The following is a 16,630-nucleotide window of genomic DNA, read 5'->3' on the forward strand; positions in this document are numbered from 1 at the left end:
GAAAAAACCCGCAGCGCCGTCACCGGGATGACATTGTTCATCCTATAATTTCGGAAAGTGTCTCGGGGGCTGCACACATGACTCTTCGCATTTCGCTCAAGAAGGGCGAGCCGGTGATCGTCAACGGCGCGGTTTTGCGCGCGCAGTCGCGCACCGATCTGGTGGTGGAGAACACCGCCACGATCCTGCGCGGCCGCGAAGTGATGAAGCCCGAAGAAGCCGTGACCCCGGCACGCGCGCTCTATTTCGCCTGCATGATGGCCTATATCGATGAGGCCGATCTCACCCGCCACCAGCAGACCGTTCTGGAACGGCTGGAAGCGCTGATGGTCGCGCTGGAATCGCATGAGGCCAAGGCCGTCTGCATCCGCTTTGCCCAGAAGATCGCGGTGGGCCAGTTCTACGCCGCGCTGGCCGATTGCCGCTGGCTGATCGCCTACGAAAGCGATGCGCTGGCCCGCTTCGCGCCAGAAGGTGAAGCCGCTGGTGAAGCCGCCGATGCGGTGGCCGCCGGGGCGCCAGTCGAACCCGTTTCCGCCGCCTGAGCTGCCGCGATGGCCAGTCTTGCTGCCGCTGCCGCAGGCTTGCGCCTGCTGACGCCTGACCAGCGGCATGGCCGCGTGGTCGCGGTGCGCGGTGCGCTGATCGAAGTGGAAGGGCTGGCCGGGGCCGCCCAGATCGGGTCGCGCGTCAGCCTTCAGGCGCAGGGCGGCGGCATCGGCGCGGAAACCGTGGAGGCCGAAGTCACCGGCCTCGATCGCGGGATCGCCCACTGCCTGCCGTTCAGCGATCCGCAGGGCATCGCCACCGGCTCTCGCGCCCATCTTTCCGCCAGCCAGTTCGGCCTGCGCCCTTCCGAGGGCTGGCTGGGCCGCATGATCGATGGCCTCGGCCGCCCGGTCGACGGCAAGGGGCCGCTGCCGCAGGGCGCGATCCTGCGCAAGATCAAGGCGTCCCCCCCTTCCGCATCGGCGCGGGCACGCGTCGGCACTTGCCTCTCTACCGGGGTGCGTGCGCTCGATATCTTCGCACCGCTCTGCAAGGGGCAGCGACTGGGCCTGTTCGCCGGTTCGGGCGTCGGCAAGTCGGTGCTGCTTTCCATGCTGGCGCGCTGGACCGAGTGCGATGTCGCGGTGATCGGCCTGATCGGTGAGCGCGGCCGCGAAGTACAGGAATTCGTACAGGACGATCTGGGCGAGGAGGGCCTTGCCCGCAGCGTCGTCGTCGTCGCTACGTCCGACGAGCCGGCGCTAATGCGCCGTCAGGCGGCCTGGACCACGCTCAGCGTGGCCGAGCATTTCCGCGATCAGGGGCTCAATGTGCTGTGCCTGATGGACTCGGTGACGCGCTTCGCCATGGCGCAGCGCGAGATCGGGCTGGCCAGCGGCGAGCCGCCTGCCACCAAGGGCTATACCCCCACCGTCTTCGCCGAACTGCCGCGCCTGCTGGAGCGTGCGGGGCCGGGGCTGCCGGGGCAGGGGACCATCACCGGTCTGTTCACCGTGCTGGTGGATGGCGACGATCACAACGAACCTGTGGCCGACGCCGTGCGCGGCATTCTGGACGGGCACGTGGTGATCACCCGCAAGATTGCCGAACGTGGCCGCTATCCCGCGATCGACGTGCTCAAGTCCGTCTCCCGCACATTGCCCCATGCCCTGGGCGAGGATGAGAACCGCCTGCGCCTTGCCGCGCGGCGCGAGCTTTCGACGTTTGGCGACATGGAGGAAATGGTCCGGCTGGGCGCCTATCGCGCCGGATCGAGCGAGCAGGTGGACCGTGCGGTTACCCTCGCGCCCCGGATCGAGGAACTGCTGAAGCAGGGCAAGAACGAGCGCGGCCACGCGGACGAGAGTTTCGCGGCGCTGGCGGAAATCATGGGCGAACCGGCGCCGACGGCGCCGGTTCAGGCGGAGCCGGAAATGGAGGCTTCCAGTGCAGACACCGTATGACGCCGCGCTGCGCGTACAGCAGCGCGAGATCGACGAGATGAGCGTCGCCATCAGCCGCGAGGCGGGCGTGCTCGCCGCCGTGGAGCAGGCGCAGGCGGATACCGGCGCGGCCTTGCGCCGCGAGGCCGATCTGGCGGGGGCCGATCTCGGCTATTCCTCCCACGGTTATTTCGCGCGCCTGCGGGCGGAGCGGCGCCAGCTGACCGGCCTGCAGACCGAACTGAGCGCGCGGCTGGAAACGCTGCGGGCAGAGGCGGTGGAGGCCTTCGGCACGTTCCGCGCCATCGAAAGTGCCGCTGACTCCTTCCGGCAGGAGGCCGAGCGGGCACTGGCCAATGCCGAGCAGGCGGGGATCGACGACCTCGCCGCGCTGGCCTTCATCAAGGCGCGCCGCGCCGCGCAGGCTGCAGCCGGTCAGAGCGAGGACCGGGCATGAGCGATCCGGTCGGCCAGGTTTCCCATACGCCGTCGCAGGCCGCGCAGATGCGCGGGCTGGACGCGGCGCAGAAGGCCCGCGTGATCTATGCGCAGGCGCGCAGCGAGATGTCCGACCGGCTCTGGCGCGCAGCGCTGGGCGACGGCAGTTCCGACGGCGATGCCGAGACGGATGGCGCGCGTGGCACCGACCGGCACGGGCTGCCTTTCAGCCTTGAAGCGCTGATCGGCATGCTGGAAGGCGACAAGAATCCGACCGCGCCGATCGTGCCGCACGCACATGGGCAGTCCGACATGTCCAGCGATGCCGGCGACGGCAAGCGGCGCGACGGCTCGCAGGGCGATGGAAGCAATGAGAGCGTCGGCGCGCTCTCGCTCGGCAACGGGCCCAATGCCCGCTACGCCCCGATGCTGAGCGCCGCCGCTTCGCGCACGGGGCTTCCGGCGCCGGTACTGGCGACCATCGTCCATGCCGAAGCGGCCAAGGACGGCGAGGGGCGCTGGATGCCCTATTCGCGCAACCCGCGTTCCAGCGCGGCAGGCCTTGGCCAGTTTCTTTCAGGCACCTGGGAGGGTGAGGCCGAGCGCGAAGGCACCTGGCTCAACGCCACGGCCCGCGCCAATGGCTGGCTGGACGATCGCGGCCACGTGCGCGGCGATGCCCGTGCGGAATTGCTGTCGCTGCGCTACGATCCGCAGGCGGCGATCGAGACGACTGCCGACTATGCCCGCGCCAATCTGGACGGCCTGCGCCGCGCCGGCGTGCGCATCGGTGAGGGCGTGGAGGATCTGGCGAAGACCGCCTATATCGGCCACCACCTGGGGCGCGGTGACGCGGTGCGCTTCCTCACCGGCAATCTGGACCCGGCGCGCGCGCGCCGCTTGCTTGACGCGCAGATCGGTTCGGCACAGGCGAATCGTCGCATCGAAGCGGCCGGAAGTGCGGTTGCTGCGCACCGTTCCTGGCTGATGGACTATGTCGGCCGCACCATAAAACCCGCGGTTTTCGCGGCCTGACGGGCTCTACGCGCGACTGGCCGAGGCTTTCCGGACTGTCGCGGAACTTTCAAAAAATATAGGATAAAAGATTTCTTGTTATAGGATTGATGACGCGTTAAGAATGCCGGGCACAGATTGGACTGGTTGAAGGACGGCGGCTGCAGGGGTGCGGTCCGTCCCGTGCTTGGGGGCTCAACATGTCGAAGATCACTATTGCTCTGGAATCCGCCGTGGCCGGCGTGAAGGCCAATACACCTGTCGAAGGCAAGTCGCCCAGCGCACGTCAGCGTGCCGAGGTGGACCGCGCCTTCGCGCATATCCTGCGCCTGATCGCACCGCGCATCCGGCACTTCATTCGCCAGTACGGCCTTGCCGCCCATTGGGACGATGCCGAACAGGCCTGCGCCATTGCCGTTCATCGTGCCATTCAGGCTTACGATCCGGAGAAGGCGCAGTTCACTACTTTCGTGAACTGGCAGATCCGCGGTGAGCTGCAGAGCCTGCGCTTTCGCCTGATGACCGACCAGCGGCCCTCGGCGAAGAAGGTGGAGGCGGTGACCGTCTCGCTCGACGCGGTCGGCATGGGCGAAGATGGCGAGGAGATTTCCATCGTCGCCTCGATCGAGGATGAGGACGCGCTGCCGCGCACGGAATCGGCGGCGTCGGACTATCTGGCCCGCGAAGCCATGCTCTCGCTGACCGACACCTATATCGAGCATCTGCGCAAGATCGGGATGGATCGCCTGCGCCGTCAGGCCCGCCCGAAGAAGGGCCGCAAGGCCGTGGTCGAAGGCGGGGACGTGGCCGAGGCGACGCCGGCCGACCGCCAGGCCCGCCGCGTATGGCGCGCCGAGAGCGCGCCGATCGATCCGGCCGATCTTGCCGAACTGGAAGAACGCCTGCGCCACAATCGCCAGGTGGTTGAAAACCGCCTGTTCGACTTGGTGCCGGGTGACCTGTTCGACGACGAGACGGGCCTGTTGCGCGAGCGTGCGCGGCAGATCGCCAAGCGTGCCGCGCGCACAATGTGCGAACTGGCCGGGCTCGATCCGCGCTTTGCGATGATGGCGGAATACGGCCAGCTGCTCTCCGCGCACTAAGACTTCAACGAAACTCGCCTGCTCCGCCCGCTATCCTTGGGCGGGGCAATCGGGTCGCACCTCCTCGCGATGCCGGCGCCTTGTCGCCAGTGCTGTGCGAGGCTGCCGGGAGAAGATGCCATGGCGTCTTCTCCCGTTTGCGTTGGCGCGCGGAATTTTCCCGCTGGCGATTTTCGCCGCAAAATCTCCGAAAATTCACCGATGTTCGTTCGAACCTCTGCAATCGATGCTAGATTGCGGTTAGCCCGGCGCGAAACCAGACAACTGGTGCCGGACGCGAGTGAGGGAGTTTCAACGTAATCATGATCCGTTCTAGCGGCCACCCGGCCATCGCCTACGGGACAACCCCGGCGATCGTTCCGACTGCGAAACGGCGTCTGCGCCGCGCCGCATGCGGAGCGGGCGCCCTGATCGGCGCGGCGGCGCTGCTGGCCGGCACTTCCGGCACCGCCCTTGCCGCAGACGGTGACGACGGCTTGCTGAAGCAGGCGATCGGCGGGCCGGACGGCCTGACCATCACCGGCGGCGTGCGGGCGCGCGTCGAGGGGATCGACGGCCAGTTCCGCCCGAAGGTGGCGGAGGACGACGTGATGTTCTCGCTGAAGACCACGCTGGCGGTTGAATACGATGGCGGCCCTTTCCGCATCGGCGGCGAACTGTGGGACGCGCGTGCCTATGGCGAGCACGACGATTCCTCGGCCGGCACCACCGAAGTCAACGCAATGGAACTGGTGCAGGCCTATGTCGGGCTGGACTTCAAGACCGGCGCCAGGGGCGAGGCGAAGCTGACTGCGGGCCGCTTCACGATGAACATCGGTTCGCGCCGTCTGGTCGCCCGCCAGCAGTTTCGCAATTCGACCAATGCCTATACCGGCGTGAACTTCGTGTGGAAGGGCGGCAATGGCGACCAGCTGATCGCGCTCTGGTCGATGCCGCAGCAGCGCCTGCCCGACGATCCGGACGGCATTCACGACAACAAGGTGGTGTGGGACCGGGAGAGCACCGATCTCCAGCTCTGGGGTGCGCACTTCACCAAGGCGGGCGTATTCGGCGGCGTGATGGAATTCTACGGCTTCGGCCTGGACGAACGCGACAGCCCCGATGTGCTGACCCGAAACCGCCACCTGTTCACCCCCGGCATGCGCTTCTACCGCAAGCCCAAGGCCGGGAAGCTCGATTACGATCTGGAGGGGGCCTACCAGTTCGGATCGACCCGCTTGACCACGGCGGCCACCGACCTGAAGGACGTGCAGGTCTCTGCCTACCTGATCCACGCGGAAGCGGGGAAGACCTTCAAGACTGGTTGGCAGCCGCGCCTTTCGGCCCTGTTCGACCTTGCCAGCGGCGATCAGGCCGGATCGAAGACCTACAACCGCTTCGATACGCTTTACGGCGCGCGCCGGTTCGATTTCGGGCCGACCGCGCTCTACGGTCCGGTGGGACGCTCCAACCTGCTTTCGGGCGGCGTGCGGGCAGAGGCCAAGCCTGATAAGAAGTCGGACGTGATGTTCACCTATCGCGCGCTATGGCTGGCCTCGCGCACCGATACGTTCGCGTCCACCAGCGTGAAGGATGCGAGCGGGCAGAGCGGGCGCTTCGCCGGCAACCAGTTCGATTTCCGCTACCGCCGCACGCTGGTGCCGAACGTGCTGCATTTCGATACCGGCGTTGCCTATCTCGACAAGGGGCGCTTTCTGAACGACGCGCCCAATGCGCCGCAGACGGGCGACACGAAGTACGGCTACTTCGACATGTATTTCGATTTTTGAAGATAACGGGAGCGGTCCCGGAATGCCGGGGCGCTCCCGAATACTCAGTCCATCGGTACCAGACCGGCGGCAAAGGCGATGCGCAGCGCTTCGGACAGGCTGCGCACGCCCAGCTTTTCCATCAGCTTGGCGCGATAGATCTCCACGGTGCGCGGGCTGATATCCAGATCGTGCGCGATCACCTTGTTCGATTGTCCTTCGATCAGCCCCATCAGCACATCGCGTTCCCGCGGAGACAATTGCTCCAGCATGGTGATCGCCTGCTCCTTGCGCTGCGCCGCCGCGCGCGAGGCGGCCTGGTGCGAGAACGCGGCTTCCAGCGCGGCGATCAGCTTCAGGTGATCGCAGGGCTTTTCGATGAAGTCCGCCGCGCCCAGCTTCATCGCCTGCACCGCCACCGAAACGTCACCTTCGCCGGTCAGCACGATCGGCACGAAGCGCGAGGGGGCATCGCCGATCGTCGCCAGCACTTGCAGGCCGGGCGTGCCGGGCATGTGCAGGTCCAGCAGCAGGCAGCCGGGTTCCAGCGAGGGGGCGGCTTCCAGAAAGGCATCGCCGGATTCGAAGCAGGTGATGCGGCTGTCGACGATCAACGACAGCAGGTACTCCAGCGAAGTGCGCACCGCGTAATCGTCATCGACGATATAGATCCGCCGCGTGGTCATCCGGCCTTCATCTCCTGCTCGCAGTAAGTCGGCAAGGTGAACTCGATCGCCGCGCCGCCGCCTTCGATGTTGCGCAGCGACAGGGTGCCGCCATGCGTTTCCACGATACGGCGGCAGATCGAGAGTCCCAAGCCCATGCCGTTGGCCTTGGTCGAAGCGAAGGCCTCGAACGGACGATTGATGACCTGCTCGGGAAAGCCAGGGCCATTGTCGACGACGCGGATGGTGATCAGGCTCTCACCAGCCTGCCCGCCCGCCCGTTGGGTGGTGATGGTCACGGCCGGCGTCGGAACCTCGTGCGCTTCCAGCGCGTCGAAGGCATTGTTGATCAGGTTGACCAGCACCTGCTGGATATGAATGCGGTCCGCCAGCACCAGCGGAGAAGCGCAGGAGGTGGCGACGCTGGGCCGATAGTCCAGCCGCACACCGGGTGCGCGGCTGCGCGCGCGGGTCAGTTGCAGCGTATCGGCGACCAGATCGTCCAGCGGCTCGGCGCGAATGTCCATCTCCCCCTTGGAGACGAAGGCGCGCATGCGGCGGATGATGTCGCCCGCGCGCAGAACTTCCTGGCTGGCGAGGCGCAGCAGGCGGCGCAACTGGTCCTGCCGCCATTCGCGCTGCAATTGCAGTTCGATCGCGCCGAGGAAGTTCGACGTGGCGGTCAGCGGCTGGTTCAATTCGTGCGCAAGGCCCGCGCTCATTTCGCCCATGGCGCTGACGCGGGAGGCGTGGAGGAACTGTTCGCGCAGTTCGTGGATGCGTGCCTCGGTATCCAGCTGCTCGCGCAAGTTGCGCACGAAAGCGATGGAAATCTGCTCGTTGCCGATATTGGCGGCGCCCACGGCCAGTTCGACCGGCACCTGATTGCCGGCGCGGTCGATCCCTGCGGTGATGCGCGTGCGCGTCGGACGGTTCTGCCAGCGCTCCGCCTTGTTGGGCTGGGCGTCCGGCTCGGCCGCCTGATGGAAGTATTGCGGCAGGACCAGGCGGATATCCTCGCCCAGCACTTCGCCGGCGGCATAGCCGAACAAGGCTTCGGCCGTGGCGGAAAAGCTGCGAACCTGGCCATGCTCGTCGATGGTGATCATCGCTTCCGGCACGGTTTCCAGGATCGAGCGCAGTTCGGATTCGCGCGATTCCAGCATTTCGGCGCGCTGTTCGCGCTCGGTGGCGTCCATGACGATGCCGATCATCCCCAGCGCGCCGGTGGCCGTGTCGCTGTGGATCAGCACGGTACCTTCGATCACGCGCGGCTGGTCTGCATCGCGGGACTGCAGGCGGAAGGCATAGCGCCCGGGCAGCCATTCCGTCGGCGGGCCCACCTTGCGGTCGAAGGCATCGGCCAGATGCCGGCGCCAGTCGTCGACGCCGCCGGGGAAGCTGCCCGGGACAAGGCCGAACAGCGATTCCACCTGACCGTGGAAGCGGAACCGATCATCTTCGCTGGACCATTCGAAGATGCCCAGCCCGTGGAGGTCTACCGCCAGGGCCAGCCGGGCCTCGCTGGCCAGCATCGCCTGTTCGGCCCGCTGGCGCGCGGTGACGTCGGTCATTGACAGGACGACCATCGGCGGCAGGTCGCTGCGCGGCTGCACCACCTGGCGCGTCTCGAACACGCGCAGGCGGGTGCCGTCGCTGCGCATTTCGTCCAGTTCGGTCTCTTCCGGAGCCAGGGCGTGGGCGCGTTCGTAATCGCGGCCGGCGACTTTGGTGGCGCCGGTCAGCGCGTGCTTGTCCAGCCCCATTGCCTGTTCGGCGGTCCAGCCATAGAGCCGCGCTGCACCGTCCGACCAGCGCAGGATCCGCCCTTCCAGGTCGGTGATGGCGATCGGCGCGGAATCGAGCGCGACATTGATCGCCCAGCGCGCGTTGCTTTCGCGGCCGATGCGCAGCCACGCCCAGGCGATCAGGGCGCAGGATGCCGTCACTTGCAGCGCCGCCAGGAAAATCACTACCGTTTCCGGCGCAAGGTCGGTGTGCTTGCGTGCCCAGAATTGGATGATCGCGGAGGATACCGGCAGCGCCACCGAAAGCCCCAGCGTCCATTGCAGCGTGGAGGCGCTGAAACCACACAGCGGCTTCACCGGCCAGGCATATTCGCGGCGCAGCAGGATGATGGCCAATGCCAGCGCGCCGACCGAAAGCATCGTCGGCACCGACATCAGCGCGTGGCGCGTTTCCATGTCCGGAAGACTGACGCCGGCCGGCAGCAGGGTGCCGGCGATGCCCGCCACGGCGATGGCGACGCAGGCGAACGTTACGGTGACGCGGCGCACCGCGCGGTAGGGCGCAGCCACCGAGTAAGTGCCCATGGCAAGCAACAGAATGGCCACAGCGGGCAATACGCCGGGGCGGCCCGGCGCATGGCGCGCCTGCATGCCGACGGCATGGGGGAACAGCAGCAGGTCCAGCCCGAGGTTGCGGCCGCAGGCCTCCTCTATCAGCGCGACCAGTCCTATAAGCACCGGAATCGCCAGAATGGCGCGGGCAGCGAAACGGTGGCCGCGCGCGGTTGCCCACACGGCCATGCCGATCGCCATGCAGGAAACCGCCGTCAGCGGCTGCATGAGATAGCCGGTGGCCGGCTGTCCGGTCAGGCCCAGGTTCCCCGAGAACCAGCCCAAAAGGACAACCGCGCCGATGACTTGCGCCACCGCGACAAGGGCTGGAATGGTCGATGCCAAGTTGGCTGGAGGCGACCCGCCCGGGTGCGGCGGCGGTGGATTCAATTCCTGCATCCGGGTCCGCTGTCTGTGCCTAGAAACTCAGGCTCGAAGGCGAGGGTCGCATTATCGCTTCGTGCGTGATTGTAAATAGACAGGGTGCGCGGGAGCCAAGGCATGACCCCCGCATTGCGGATAACCGGTTGAAAATCAGTTTCTAAAAACTGTGACTAGGGCCGACGATTTTCAGCGCAGGACAGCAGCCTGGCCGACGCGTCCGTTCTCGTTCGAAAGGCCGTCGAGAATCGCGCGGTTCACCTCGATCAGATCGTCGATGGCGGATCGCCCGCTCATCACCCCCGACGTATGCTTGCCGACCCACAGGCCGATCGAGATGATCGTGGCCCGCAAGTCGTCGGGAAGGCGATTTCCCGGTATTGCACAAAGGTTTGCGAAAGTGCTCCAGACCACGCGGTTGCGGTGCAGGGCGGGCATCAGTTGCGAACCCTTCAGGCCCGCGTCGCGTGCCGCGATCATTTCCGCGGTGACCTGGGTCATCAACCGGTACTCGGTGCTCCGCGGCGAGGCGGCGACCTCCTGCACACGGCGATAGGCATTGATCGACATGGTGGCTCCAACGAAATCGTCCGCGCCGATGGGCGCCCCTCAAATATAGGACGGAATTGCCGCGAACGGTCGCGTCATGCTCTCCCGATGCCATGTTGAGGGGCCTCTCCTGCAAAAAGCGGTGCGCCGCATCCGGGGGCTGCGATCTTTTTCCTATAATCACGGCATACGGCCTTACGCCATTCACCATTCGCGGATCCATTCATGCTCAACGCCATCGGCCTTGTCGTCATCCTGCTGTGCGTCTTCGGCAGCTTCCTGATGTCGGGCGGCAATATCATGGTCATCTTCCATGCGCTGCCGCATGAAATGATGGCGATCGCCGGCGCCGCCATCGGCGCCTTCATCCTCGGCAACTCGGTAGAGACGTGCAAGAAGGCCTGGAAGGGCGTGATCCGCGTGTTCAAGGGATCGCACTGGAAGGAAACCGACTTCCGCGACCTGCTGGCGCTGCTGTTCACCCTGCTGGCGACCTTCCGCAAGAGCGGCGCCAACGCCATCGAACCGCACCTTGACCAGCCGGAAGAGAGCGAACTGTTCAAGCGCTATCCGAACCTGCTGGCGGACAAGGGTCTGGTCGAATTCATCTGCGACTACTTGCGCATGATGACCGTCAACTTCGAGGATCCGCACCAGCTGGCCGAAGCGATGGAAGGCGATATCGAACGCCACCATGCCGAGGAACTGGCCCCGCAAACCGCCTTGCAGATGATGGCCGACGGCCTGCCCGCGCTGGGCATCGTTGCCGCCGTTCTGGGCGTGATCAAGACCATGAGCTCGATCGACCAGCCCACGGAAATTCTGGGCGCGATGATCGGCGGCGCACTGGTCGGTACGTTCCTGGGCGTTCTGCTGGCCTACTGCCTGGTCGGGCCGATCGCGCAGAAGCTGCATCAGGTGATCGATGAGGACTTCAAGCCCTACCTGATCGTGAAGACCGCGATCATCGGCCACGCGCAGGGTCAGCCCACCGAAGTGGCGATCGAACTGGCGCGCCGCATGACGCCGTCGCCCTATGCGCCCACGTTCACCCAGCTCGAAACCGCGCTCGACGAAGTGAAGGACCAGCTTAATGCCAAGCCAGCCTGAAGTCGCAACTGAAGAGGGCGTGCTGGCGCTGCCGACGCACGCATCCACCGTCACCGCCGAAGACTTGCGCGACCGTCTGGTCGCCGCCGTCGGCGCCATCCAGATCGATGCCGGAAACGTGGAATCGGTGGGGCAGGCTGTGCTCCAGCTGCTTCTCGCCGCCCGGAACGAAGCGGAGGCCGGCGGCCGTCCGTTCGCCATCGTCAATCCCAGCCGGCCCTTCGTGGACCGCGTCCGCGCCTGCGGGCTGGCGGCGCCGCTGGGGCTCGTTGAAGAGGAATTTCCCGCGTGAGCAAACTCATCCTGACTGTCGACGATTCCGCCACGATCCGCATGCTGCTGAAGGCATCGCTGAGCGCGCAGGGCTTCCGCATCGAAAGCGCCAATGACGGCGAACACGGGCTGGAGCGCATGCACGAGGTCAAGCCCGACCTGCTGATCACCGACATCAACATGCCCAAGATGGACGGCTTCGAACTGATCGAGGCGGTGCGCAAGACCAGCGAGTTTAAGGGCACGCCGATCCTGGTGCTCTCGACCGAATTCTCGGACGAGAAGAAGACCCGCGCCCGTGAGGCCGGGGCCACCGGCTGGATCACCAAGCCCTTCGACGCAGACCGTCTGGGGGCGGCGATCCGCCGCGTCTGCCCGTGAGCGACGAACTCGACGAAATCCAGGCGATCTTCTTCGAGGAGTGCGCCGAGGGTCTGGCGATGGCCGAGGAAGGCCTGTCCGCCATGGCCGCCGGCGATACTTCGGCGGGCGTGATCGCCGGCGTGTTCCGCGCCGTCCACTCGATCAAGGGTGGTTCGGGCGCGTTCGGGCACACCGCGCTGCTGGGCTTTTCGCACCGGTTCGAGAACGTGCTGGACGAAGTGCGCGCCGGCCGCATCGCGCCGACGCCCGAGGTGACCCAGTGCCTGCTGGGTGCCTTCGATATCCTGTCCGACCACGTTTCCGCCGCGCAGACCGGCGGCGATACGCCGGCCGACGGGCACATGCTGGAACAGCTGGACGCGATCCTGGCCAATGGCGGCGCTGGTGCCGCACCGGCCGCTGCGCCTGAACCTGTCGCGGTGCCGGAACCCGTCGCCGCAGCGGAAGACGAATTCGGCTTCGTGCCGGTGGCCGCGCCGATCGTCGATCTGGATGCAGACTTCGATCCTTTCGGCTTCGAGCCAGTGGCCGTTGTGCTCGACGATTTCGATGCGCCTGCAGCCCCCGCCGAGCCGGCAGGCTGGACGGTGCGCTTCGGCCCCTCGCGCGCGGCCATGGCCAATGGCGGCGAACCGCTGCTGGTGATCCGCGAGCTGGAATCGATGGGCGGCGAAGTCGTCGGAATCGATGCCGATGCGTTGCCGCCGCTGGCCGAACTCGATCCCGAGGACAGCTACTTCATCTGGACGCTGAGGCTGCCTGCCAGCGTGGACGAGCGCGATATCCGCGACTGCTTCGATTTCGTGGCGCCGGATTCGCTGATCGAGGTCACGCAGGCCGAAGCGGTCGCGCCGGTGGTGCCCGAAACGCCTGTCGTGGCTGAGTCTGCGGCCGAGGTTGTTGCCGAGGCTGATCCCTTCGGGTTCGAGCCGATCGCGGTCGTGCTGGACGACATGGTGGCGGAAGTCTCGGCCCCCGCCGCCGCCCCAACTCCGGTCGCTGCGCCCGTGGCGGCAGCGCCGAAGAAGGCGGAGGCACCCAAGTCCGAACCGAAACAGGCGGTCGAAGTCGCGCAGACGATCCGCGTCGATCTGGGCAAGCTGGACCAGCTTCTGAACCTTGTCGGCGAACTGGTGATCCGCGGCTCGATCCTGTCGGACCGCCTTTCGCCCGCCGATCAGGAACGCGTCGAACTGCCCGAACTCTCGCGCCTCACGCGCCAGATTCAGGACAATGTGATGTCGCTGCGCGCGCAGCCGATCAAACAGGCGTTCTCCCGCGTGCCGCGTATGCTCCGCGATCTGGCCGCCGAAACCGGCAAGAAGGTGGTGCTGGAGACCATCGGCGAGATGACCGAAGTCGACAAGGGCGTGATCGAGAAGATCGGCGACCCGTTGACCCACATGATCCGCAACGCGGTCGATCACGGCATCGAAATGCCCGAGGATCGCCTTGCCGCCGGCAAGTCCGCCGAAGGCACGATCCACTTGTCCGCCGAGCAGAAGGGCGGCCGCATCCTTGTGAAGGTGCGTGACGACGGCCGCGGCATCAATCGCGAACGCGTGCGTTCCATCGCCGTGCAGCGCGGCATCATCGCCGCCGACGCGCAGCTTTCGGACGAAGAGATCGACAGCCTGATCTGCGCGCCGGGCTTCTCCACGGCGGAAACCATCTCGAACATTTCCGGCCGCGGCGTCGGCATGGACGTGGTGCGTTCCAACGTCGAGGCGCTGGGCGGCCGACTGGAAATCACCTCGGTGCCGGGCGAGGGGACCACCTTCTCGATGGCGCTGCCGCTGACCTTGGCCATTCTGGACGGCATGATCGTGCGCCTGGGCGACCAGCGCTTCGTGCTGCCGCTGGCCAATGTGATCGAGACCGTCCAGCCCGAACCGGGGCAGGTTCAGGCCACATCGCCCACCTCCGAAGTGATCGAGCTGCGCGGCCAGTACCTGCCGGTACGCCGCGTGGGCGAGATGTTCGGCGCGCGCTCCACCCGTCCGCCCGAGGACTCGCTGGTCATCATCGTCGAAAGCGAGACGGCGGGCCATGTCGGCCTGATGGTCGATACGATCGATAACCGCCGCGAAGTCGTGATCAAGAGCCTGGAGGACAACCTCCACCCGATCCGGGGCCTGGGCGGCGCAACCATCCTGGGCGACGGCGCCATCGCGCTGATCCTCGACATCGACGCGCTGGTCGCGACCGGCGGCGCTTCCAAATTTGCACTGAAAGGACTGGCGGCATGAGCACCGACGCGATTGCTAACGACGAACGCAAGATCGTGACTTTCACGCTGGGCAACCAGCTTTTCGGCATCGAGATGGCCTCGCTGATCGAGATCCGCGAGTGGGAAGCGCCCACGCCGCTGCCCAGCGTGCCGTCCTATGTGCTGGGCGTTGCCAACTTGCGCGGTTCGGTGATCCCGATCGTCGGCCTGTCGGAGCGTCTGGGCTGGGAGCCGAGCGTGCTTCATGCCCGTTCCTGCGTGCTGGTCGTCACCATCGGCGGCCGCAACGCCGGTTTCCTGGTGGACGAAGTGCAGGACATCGTCTCGATCAAGGGCAGCGAGATCCAGCCTGCGCCGGATACCGAAGTCAACGAACAGAGCGCCATCGCCGGGCTGGTGAAGATCGAGCGTCGCACCTCCGACGCCTCGAACCCCGAAGCCATGTGCCTGCTGCTCGACCTCGAAGCGCTGAGCCTGACGCGCCATATCCCGGAACTGGCTGCGTGAGCACCGAACTGGCCTCTGCCGGCACGCTCTCGGCGAACGCGGAGCTGCGCCCCGCGCAGTTCCGCGAGATCGCCGCGATCATGCAGCGGGAGGCACGCATCCATCTGGTAGAGGCGAAGACGACGCTGGTGCATTCGCGCCTCAGCCGTCGCCTGCGCGAACACGGGTTGAGCAGCTTTGCCGACTATGTCTCGCTGGTGCAGCGCGATGCGCAGGAGCGGCATGCCATGGTGGTGGCGCTGACCACCAACCACACGCATTTCTTCCGCGAGGCGCATCACTTCGACCATCTGCGCAGCCACGTGCTGCCGCAGTTGCAGGAGCGTGCGCGCCGGGGCGAGAAAGTGCGCATCTGGTCGGCCGGCTGCTCCAGCGGCGAGGAAGTCTACACCATCGCCATGTGCCTTGCCGGCGAAAGCCAGGCGAGCGCGGCATGGCTGGAACAGGGCGACGTGCGCCTGCTGGCGACCGACATTTCGCCCCCGGTGGTCGAGGCGGTATCGCTGGCGACGTATCCGGACAGCGCGGTGGAGCCGATCCCGGCCGCCTACCGCCAGCGTTGGCTGAAGCCGGCGGGCACCGGATACAACGTGGTGGCCGAACCGCTGCGCAGGCTGGTGGCCGCGCGCGTGCTGAACCTCTTCGACAAATGGCCGATGCGCCAGAAGTACGATGTGATTTTCTGCCGTAACGTGATGATCTATTTCGACGATACCGCCAAGGCGGAGCTGGAGGCGCGTCTCGTGGAGATGCTGCACCCCGGCGGCACGCTGTACATCGGCCATTCCGAACGCCTGATCGGCCCTGCTGCCACCCGCATGAAGCCGGTCGCCCAGACCGCCTATGCGCGGATCGACGGGGCAGGTGCGGCATGACGGACGCTGCAAACGAGAAGGTCCGCGTCGTCGTCGTCGACGATAGCGCGGCCATGCGCGCGCTGCTGACCAAGCTGCTCAACCACGATCCGATGATCGAGGTTGTCGGTCAGGCCCCAGAACCGCACGCCGCGCGGGAAATGATCAAGGCGCTCAACCCCGATGTCGTCACGCTCGACGTGGAGATGCCGGGGATGGACGGGCTTTCGTTCCTGGAACGGATCATGCGCCTGCGGCCGATGCCGGTGGTCATGTGCTCCACGCTGACCGCGCGCGGCACCGAGGCCACGATCGAGGCCCTGCGCCTGGGCGCGGTGGACTGCATCGCCAAGCCTTCGGGCAATCCGCTGGAGATCGCGCAGGACGGTGCATTGCTGCGCAAGATGGTACGAACGGCGGCGCGATCGTCGGTCCGCGCGGCGGTCGCCCGTCCGGCGGTGCCGCGCCCCGGACAGGCCGCACCGGCACCGGCGCCCTCTGCGGGCCCGATGCGCGATGTCGTCATTGCCATCGGCGCCTCCACCGGCGGCGTCGAAGCCCTGTTTTCGATCATCGGCGCCTTGCCGGTCGATTGCCCGCCGGTGCTGGTTGTCCAGCACATGCCGGCGATCTTTACTGGCGGTTTCGCCGCAAGGCTGGACCGTGAGGCGCGCGTTACCGTGGTCGAGGCGAAGGACGGCATGCAGCTGAAGCGCGGCACCGTCTACCTCGCGCCCGGTGGCAGTCATCACATGGAACTCGTTGGCGGGACCAGCGGCCATGTGCGGCTGATCGAGAGCGATCCCGTCGGCGGCCATCGGCCTTCGGTGGATGTGCTGTTCCACTCGGTTTCCAAGATGGGCTCGCGCGCGGTGGGGGTCATCCTCACCGGCATGGGTTCTGACGGGGCCGCGGGACTGGCGGCAATGCGCGCAGCTGGTGCGCGCACGCTGGGCCAGAGCCGGGAGACCTGCGTGGTCTACGGCATGCCGCGCGCGGCTTTCGAGCTGGGCGCGGTCGAGAAGGAAGTGAATTTGTCGGCACTCCCCGAGGCGATCCTCGGGGCCTGCCGGCGGTAATTTG

At 66.5% G+C, this 16,630-nt stretch carries 16 protein-coding genes; 13 read left to right on the top strand and 3 right to left on the bottom strand.

Translation table 11 applies throughout. The features are described 5' to 3' along the window. The first annotated feature begins 77 nt into the window (after positions 1-77). From ACZ1JC_RS14275 to ACZ1JC_RS14300, 6 genes are all read left to right on the top strand, one after another. On the top strand, positions 78-545 hold the full coding sequence (locus ACZ1JC_RS14275) for a flagellar biosynthesis repressor FlbT (protein WP_465136228.1): 468 nt from the start codon (positions 78-80) through the stop codon (positions 543-545). 9 nt (positions 546-554) lie between these two features. After that, positions 555-1,952 carry a flagellar protein export ATPase FliI gene (gene fliI, locus ACZ1JC_RS14280; RefSeq protein ID WP_465136227.1) on the top strand — a complete coding sequence of 466 codons (1,398 nt, stop codon included), beginning with the start codon at positions 555-557 and terminating at the stop codon, positions 1,950-1,952. Beyond that, positions 1,936-2,388 (top strand): hypothetical protein, encoded by a 453-nt coding sequence (locus tag ACZ1JC_RS14285; protein ID WP_465136226.1) that lies wholly within the window; start codon positions 1,936-1,938, stop codon positions 2,386-2,388. The genes fliI and ACZ1JC_RS14285 overlap by 17 nt, the downstream gene beginning before the upstream one ends. Further along, positions 2,385-3,404, top strand: a complete 1,020-nt coding sequence (locus tag ACZ1JC_RS14290) for a peptidoglycan-binding protein (RefSeq protein WP_465136225.1) — start codon at positions 2,385-2,387, stop codon at positions 3,402-3,404. The genes ACZ1JC_RS14285 and ACZ1JC_RS14290 overlap by 4 nt, the downstream gene beginning before the upstream one ends. Positions 3,405-3,583: 179 nt before the next feature. Beyond that, positions 3,584-4,486, top strand: a complete 903-nt coding sequence (locus ACZ1JC_RS14295; protein WP_465136224.1) for a sigma-70 family RNA polymerase sigma factor — start codon at positions 3,584-3,586, stop codon at positions 4,484-4,486. A gap of 302 nt (positions 4,487-4,788) precedes the next feature. Next, a complete protein-coding gene (locus ACZ1JC_RS14300; protein ID WP_465136223.1) occupies positions 4,789-6,255 on the top strand; it encodes an alginate export family protein in 1,467 nt (488 codons plus the stop codon). 44 nt (positions 6,256-6,299) lie between these two features. On the opposite strand, the gene ACZ1JC_RS14305 is transcribed toward ACZ1JC_RS14300, so the two are convergent. The 3 genes from ACZ1JC_RS14305 to flaF all read right to left on the bottom strand — a co-directional run bounded on the left by ACZ1JC_RS14305 (position 6,300) and on the right by flaF (position 10,210). Then, a complete protein-coding gene (locus tag ACZ1JC_RS14305; protein ID WP_465136222.1) occupies positions 6,300-6,920 on the bottom strand; it encodes a response regulator transcription factor in 621 nt (206 codons plus the stop codon). Continuing rightward, entirely contained in the window at positions 6,917-9,604 is a 2,688-nt protein-coding gene (locus ACZ1JC_RS14310) for a PAS domain-containing sensor histidine kinase (protein ID WP_465136221.1), read from the bottom strand. The genes ACZ1JC_RS14305 and ACZ1JC_RS14310 overlap by 4 nt, the downstream gene beginning before the upstream one ends. Before the next feature lie 225 nt (positions 9,605-9,829). Then, positions 9,830-10,210 carry a flagellar biosynthesis regulator FlaF gene (flaF, locus tag ACZ1JC_RS14315; RefSeq protein WP_465136220.1) on the bottom strand — a complete coding sequence of 127 codons (381 nt, stop codon included), beginning with the start codon at positions 10,208-10,210 and terminating at the stop codon, positions 9,830-9,832. A 204-nt stretch (positions 10,211-10,414) separates the two neighbouring features. On the opposite strand from flaF, the gene motA reads away from it, so the two are divergent. The 7 genes from motA to ACZ1JC_RS14350 are packed head-to-tail and all read left to right on the top strand — an operon-like array spanning position 10,415 to position 16,626. Beyond that, positions 10,415-11,299, top strand: a complete 885-nt coding sequence (gene motA / locus ACZ1JC_RS14320) for a flagellar motor stator protein MotA (RefSeq protein ID WP_395328393.1) — start codon at positions 10,415-10,417, stop codon at positions 11,297-11,299. Then, entirely contained in the window at positions 11,283-11,591 is a 309-nt protein-coding gene (locus ACZ1JC_RS14325; protein ID WP_465136219.1) for an STAS domain-containing protein, read from the top strand. Before motA ends, ACZ1JC_RS14325 begins: the two co-directional genes overlap by 17 nt. Further along, positions 11,588-11,953: a response regulator gene (locus tag ACZ1JC_RS14330; RefSeq protein WP_395328388.1), complete on the top strand. Its 366-nt coding sequence runs from the start codon at positions 11,588-11,590 to the stop codon at positions 11,951-11,953. Before ACZ1JC_RS14325 ends, ACZ1JC_RS14330 begins: the two co-directional genes overlap by 4 nt. Then, positions 11,950-14,205, top strand: coding sequence for a chemotaxis protein CheA (locus ACZ1JC_RS14335; RefSeq protein ID WP_465136218.1), 2,256 nt, complete (start codon positions 11,950-11,952; stop codon positions 14,203-14,205). Before ACZ1JC_RS14330 ends, ACZ1JC_RS14335 begins: the two co-directional genes overlap by 4 nt. Continuing rightward, a complete protein-coding gene (locus ACZ1JC_RS14340; RefSeq protein WP_465136217.1) occupies positions 14,202-14,693 on the top strand; it encodes a chemotaxis protein CheW in 492 nt (163 codons plus the stop codon). Before ACZ1JC_RS14335 ends, ACZ1JC_RS14340 begins: the two co-directional genes overlap by 4 nt. After that, a complete protein-coding gene (locus tag ACZ1JC_RS14345) occupies positions 14,690-15,568 on the top strand; it encodes a CheR family methyltransferase (RefSeq protein WP_465136216.1) in 879 nt (292 codons plus the stop codon). The genes ACZ1JC_RS14340 and ACZ1JC_RS14345 overlap by 4 nt, the downstream gene beginning before the upstream one ends. Continuing rightward, the gene (locus tag ACZ1JC_RS14350) at positions 15,565-16,626 is read left to right on the top strand and encodes a protein-glutamate methylesterase/protein-glutamine glutaminase (protein ID WP_465136215.1); all 1,062 of its coding nucleotides are present in this window, start codon (positions 15,565-15,567) and stop codon (positions 16,624-16,626) included. The genes ACZ1JC_RS14345 and ACZ1JC_RS14350 overlap by 4 nt, the downstream gene beginning before the upstream one ends. Positions 16,627-16,630: the final 4 nt, after the last annotated feature.

It is taken from the genome of Sphingomonas sp. BL-S-28, assembly GCF_055521515.1.

Bases quoted from the DNA above. Each gene is read 5' to 3' on its own strand.
- flaF (WP_465136220.1), bottom strand. From the start codon at position 10,210: ATGTCGATCAATGCCTATCGCCGTGTGCAGGAGGTCGCCGCCTCGCCG.
- ACZ1JC_RS14350 (WP_465136215.1), top strand. From the start codon at position 15,565: ATGACGGACGCTGCAAACGAGAAGGTCCGCGTCGTCGTCGTCGACGAT.
- fliI (WP_465136227.1), top strand. From the start codon at position 555: ATGGCCAGTCTTGCTGCCGCTGCCGCAGGCTTGCGCCTGCTGACGCCT.
- ACZ1JC_RS14300 (WP_465136223.1), top strand. From the start codon at position 4,789: ATGATCCGTTCTAGCGGCCACCCGGCCATCGCCTACGGGACAACCCCG.
- ACZ1JC_RS14290 (WP_465136225.1), top strand. From the start codon at position 2,385: ATGAGCGATCCGGTCGGCCAGGTTTCCCATACGCCGTCGCAGGCCGCG.
- ACZ1JC_RS14275 (WP_465136228.1), top strand. From the start codon at position 78: ATGACTCTTCGCATTTCGCTCAAGAAGGGCGAGCCGGTGATCGTCAAC.
- ACZ1JC_RS14325 (WP_465136219.1), top strand. From the start codon at position 11,283: ATGCCAAGCCAGCCTGAAGTCGCAACTGAAGAGGGCGTGCTGGCGCTG.
- ACZ1JC_RS14305 (WP_465136222.1), bottom strand. From the start codon at position 6,920: ATGACCACGCGGCGGATCTATATCGTCGATGACGATTACGCGGTGCGC.
- ACZ1JC_RS14295 (WP_465136224.1), top strand. From the start codon at position 3,584: ATGTCGAAGATCACTATTGCTCTGGAATCCGCCGTGGCCGGCGTGAAG.
- ACZ1JC_RS14340 (WP_465136217.1), top strand. From the start codon at position 14,202: ATGAGCACCGACGCGATTGCTAACGACGAACGCAAGATCGTGACTTTC.
- motA (WP_395328393.1), top strand. From the start codon at position 10,415: ATGCTCAACGCCATCGGCCTTGTCGTCATCCTGCTGTGCGTCTTCGGC.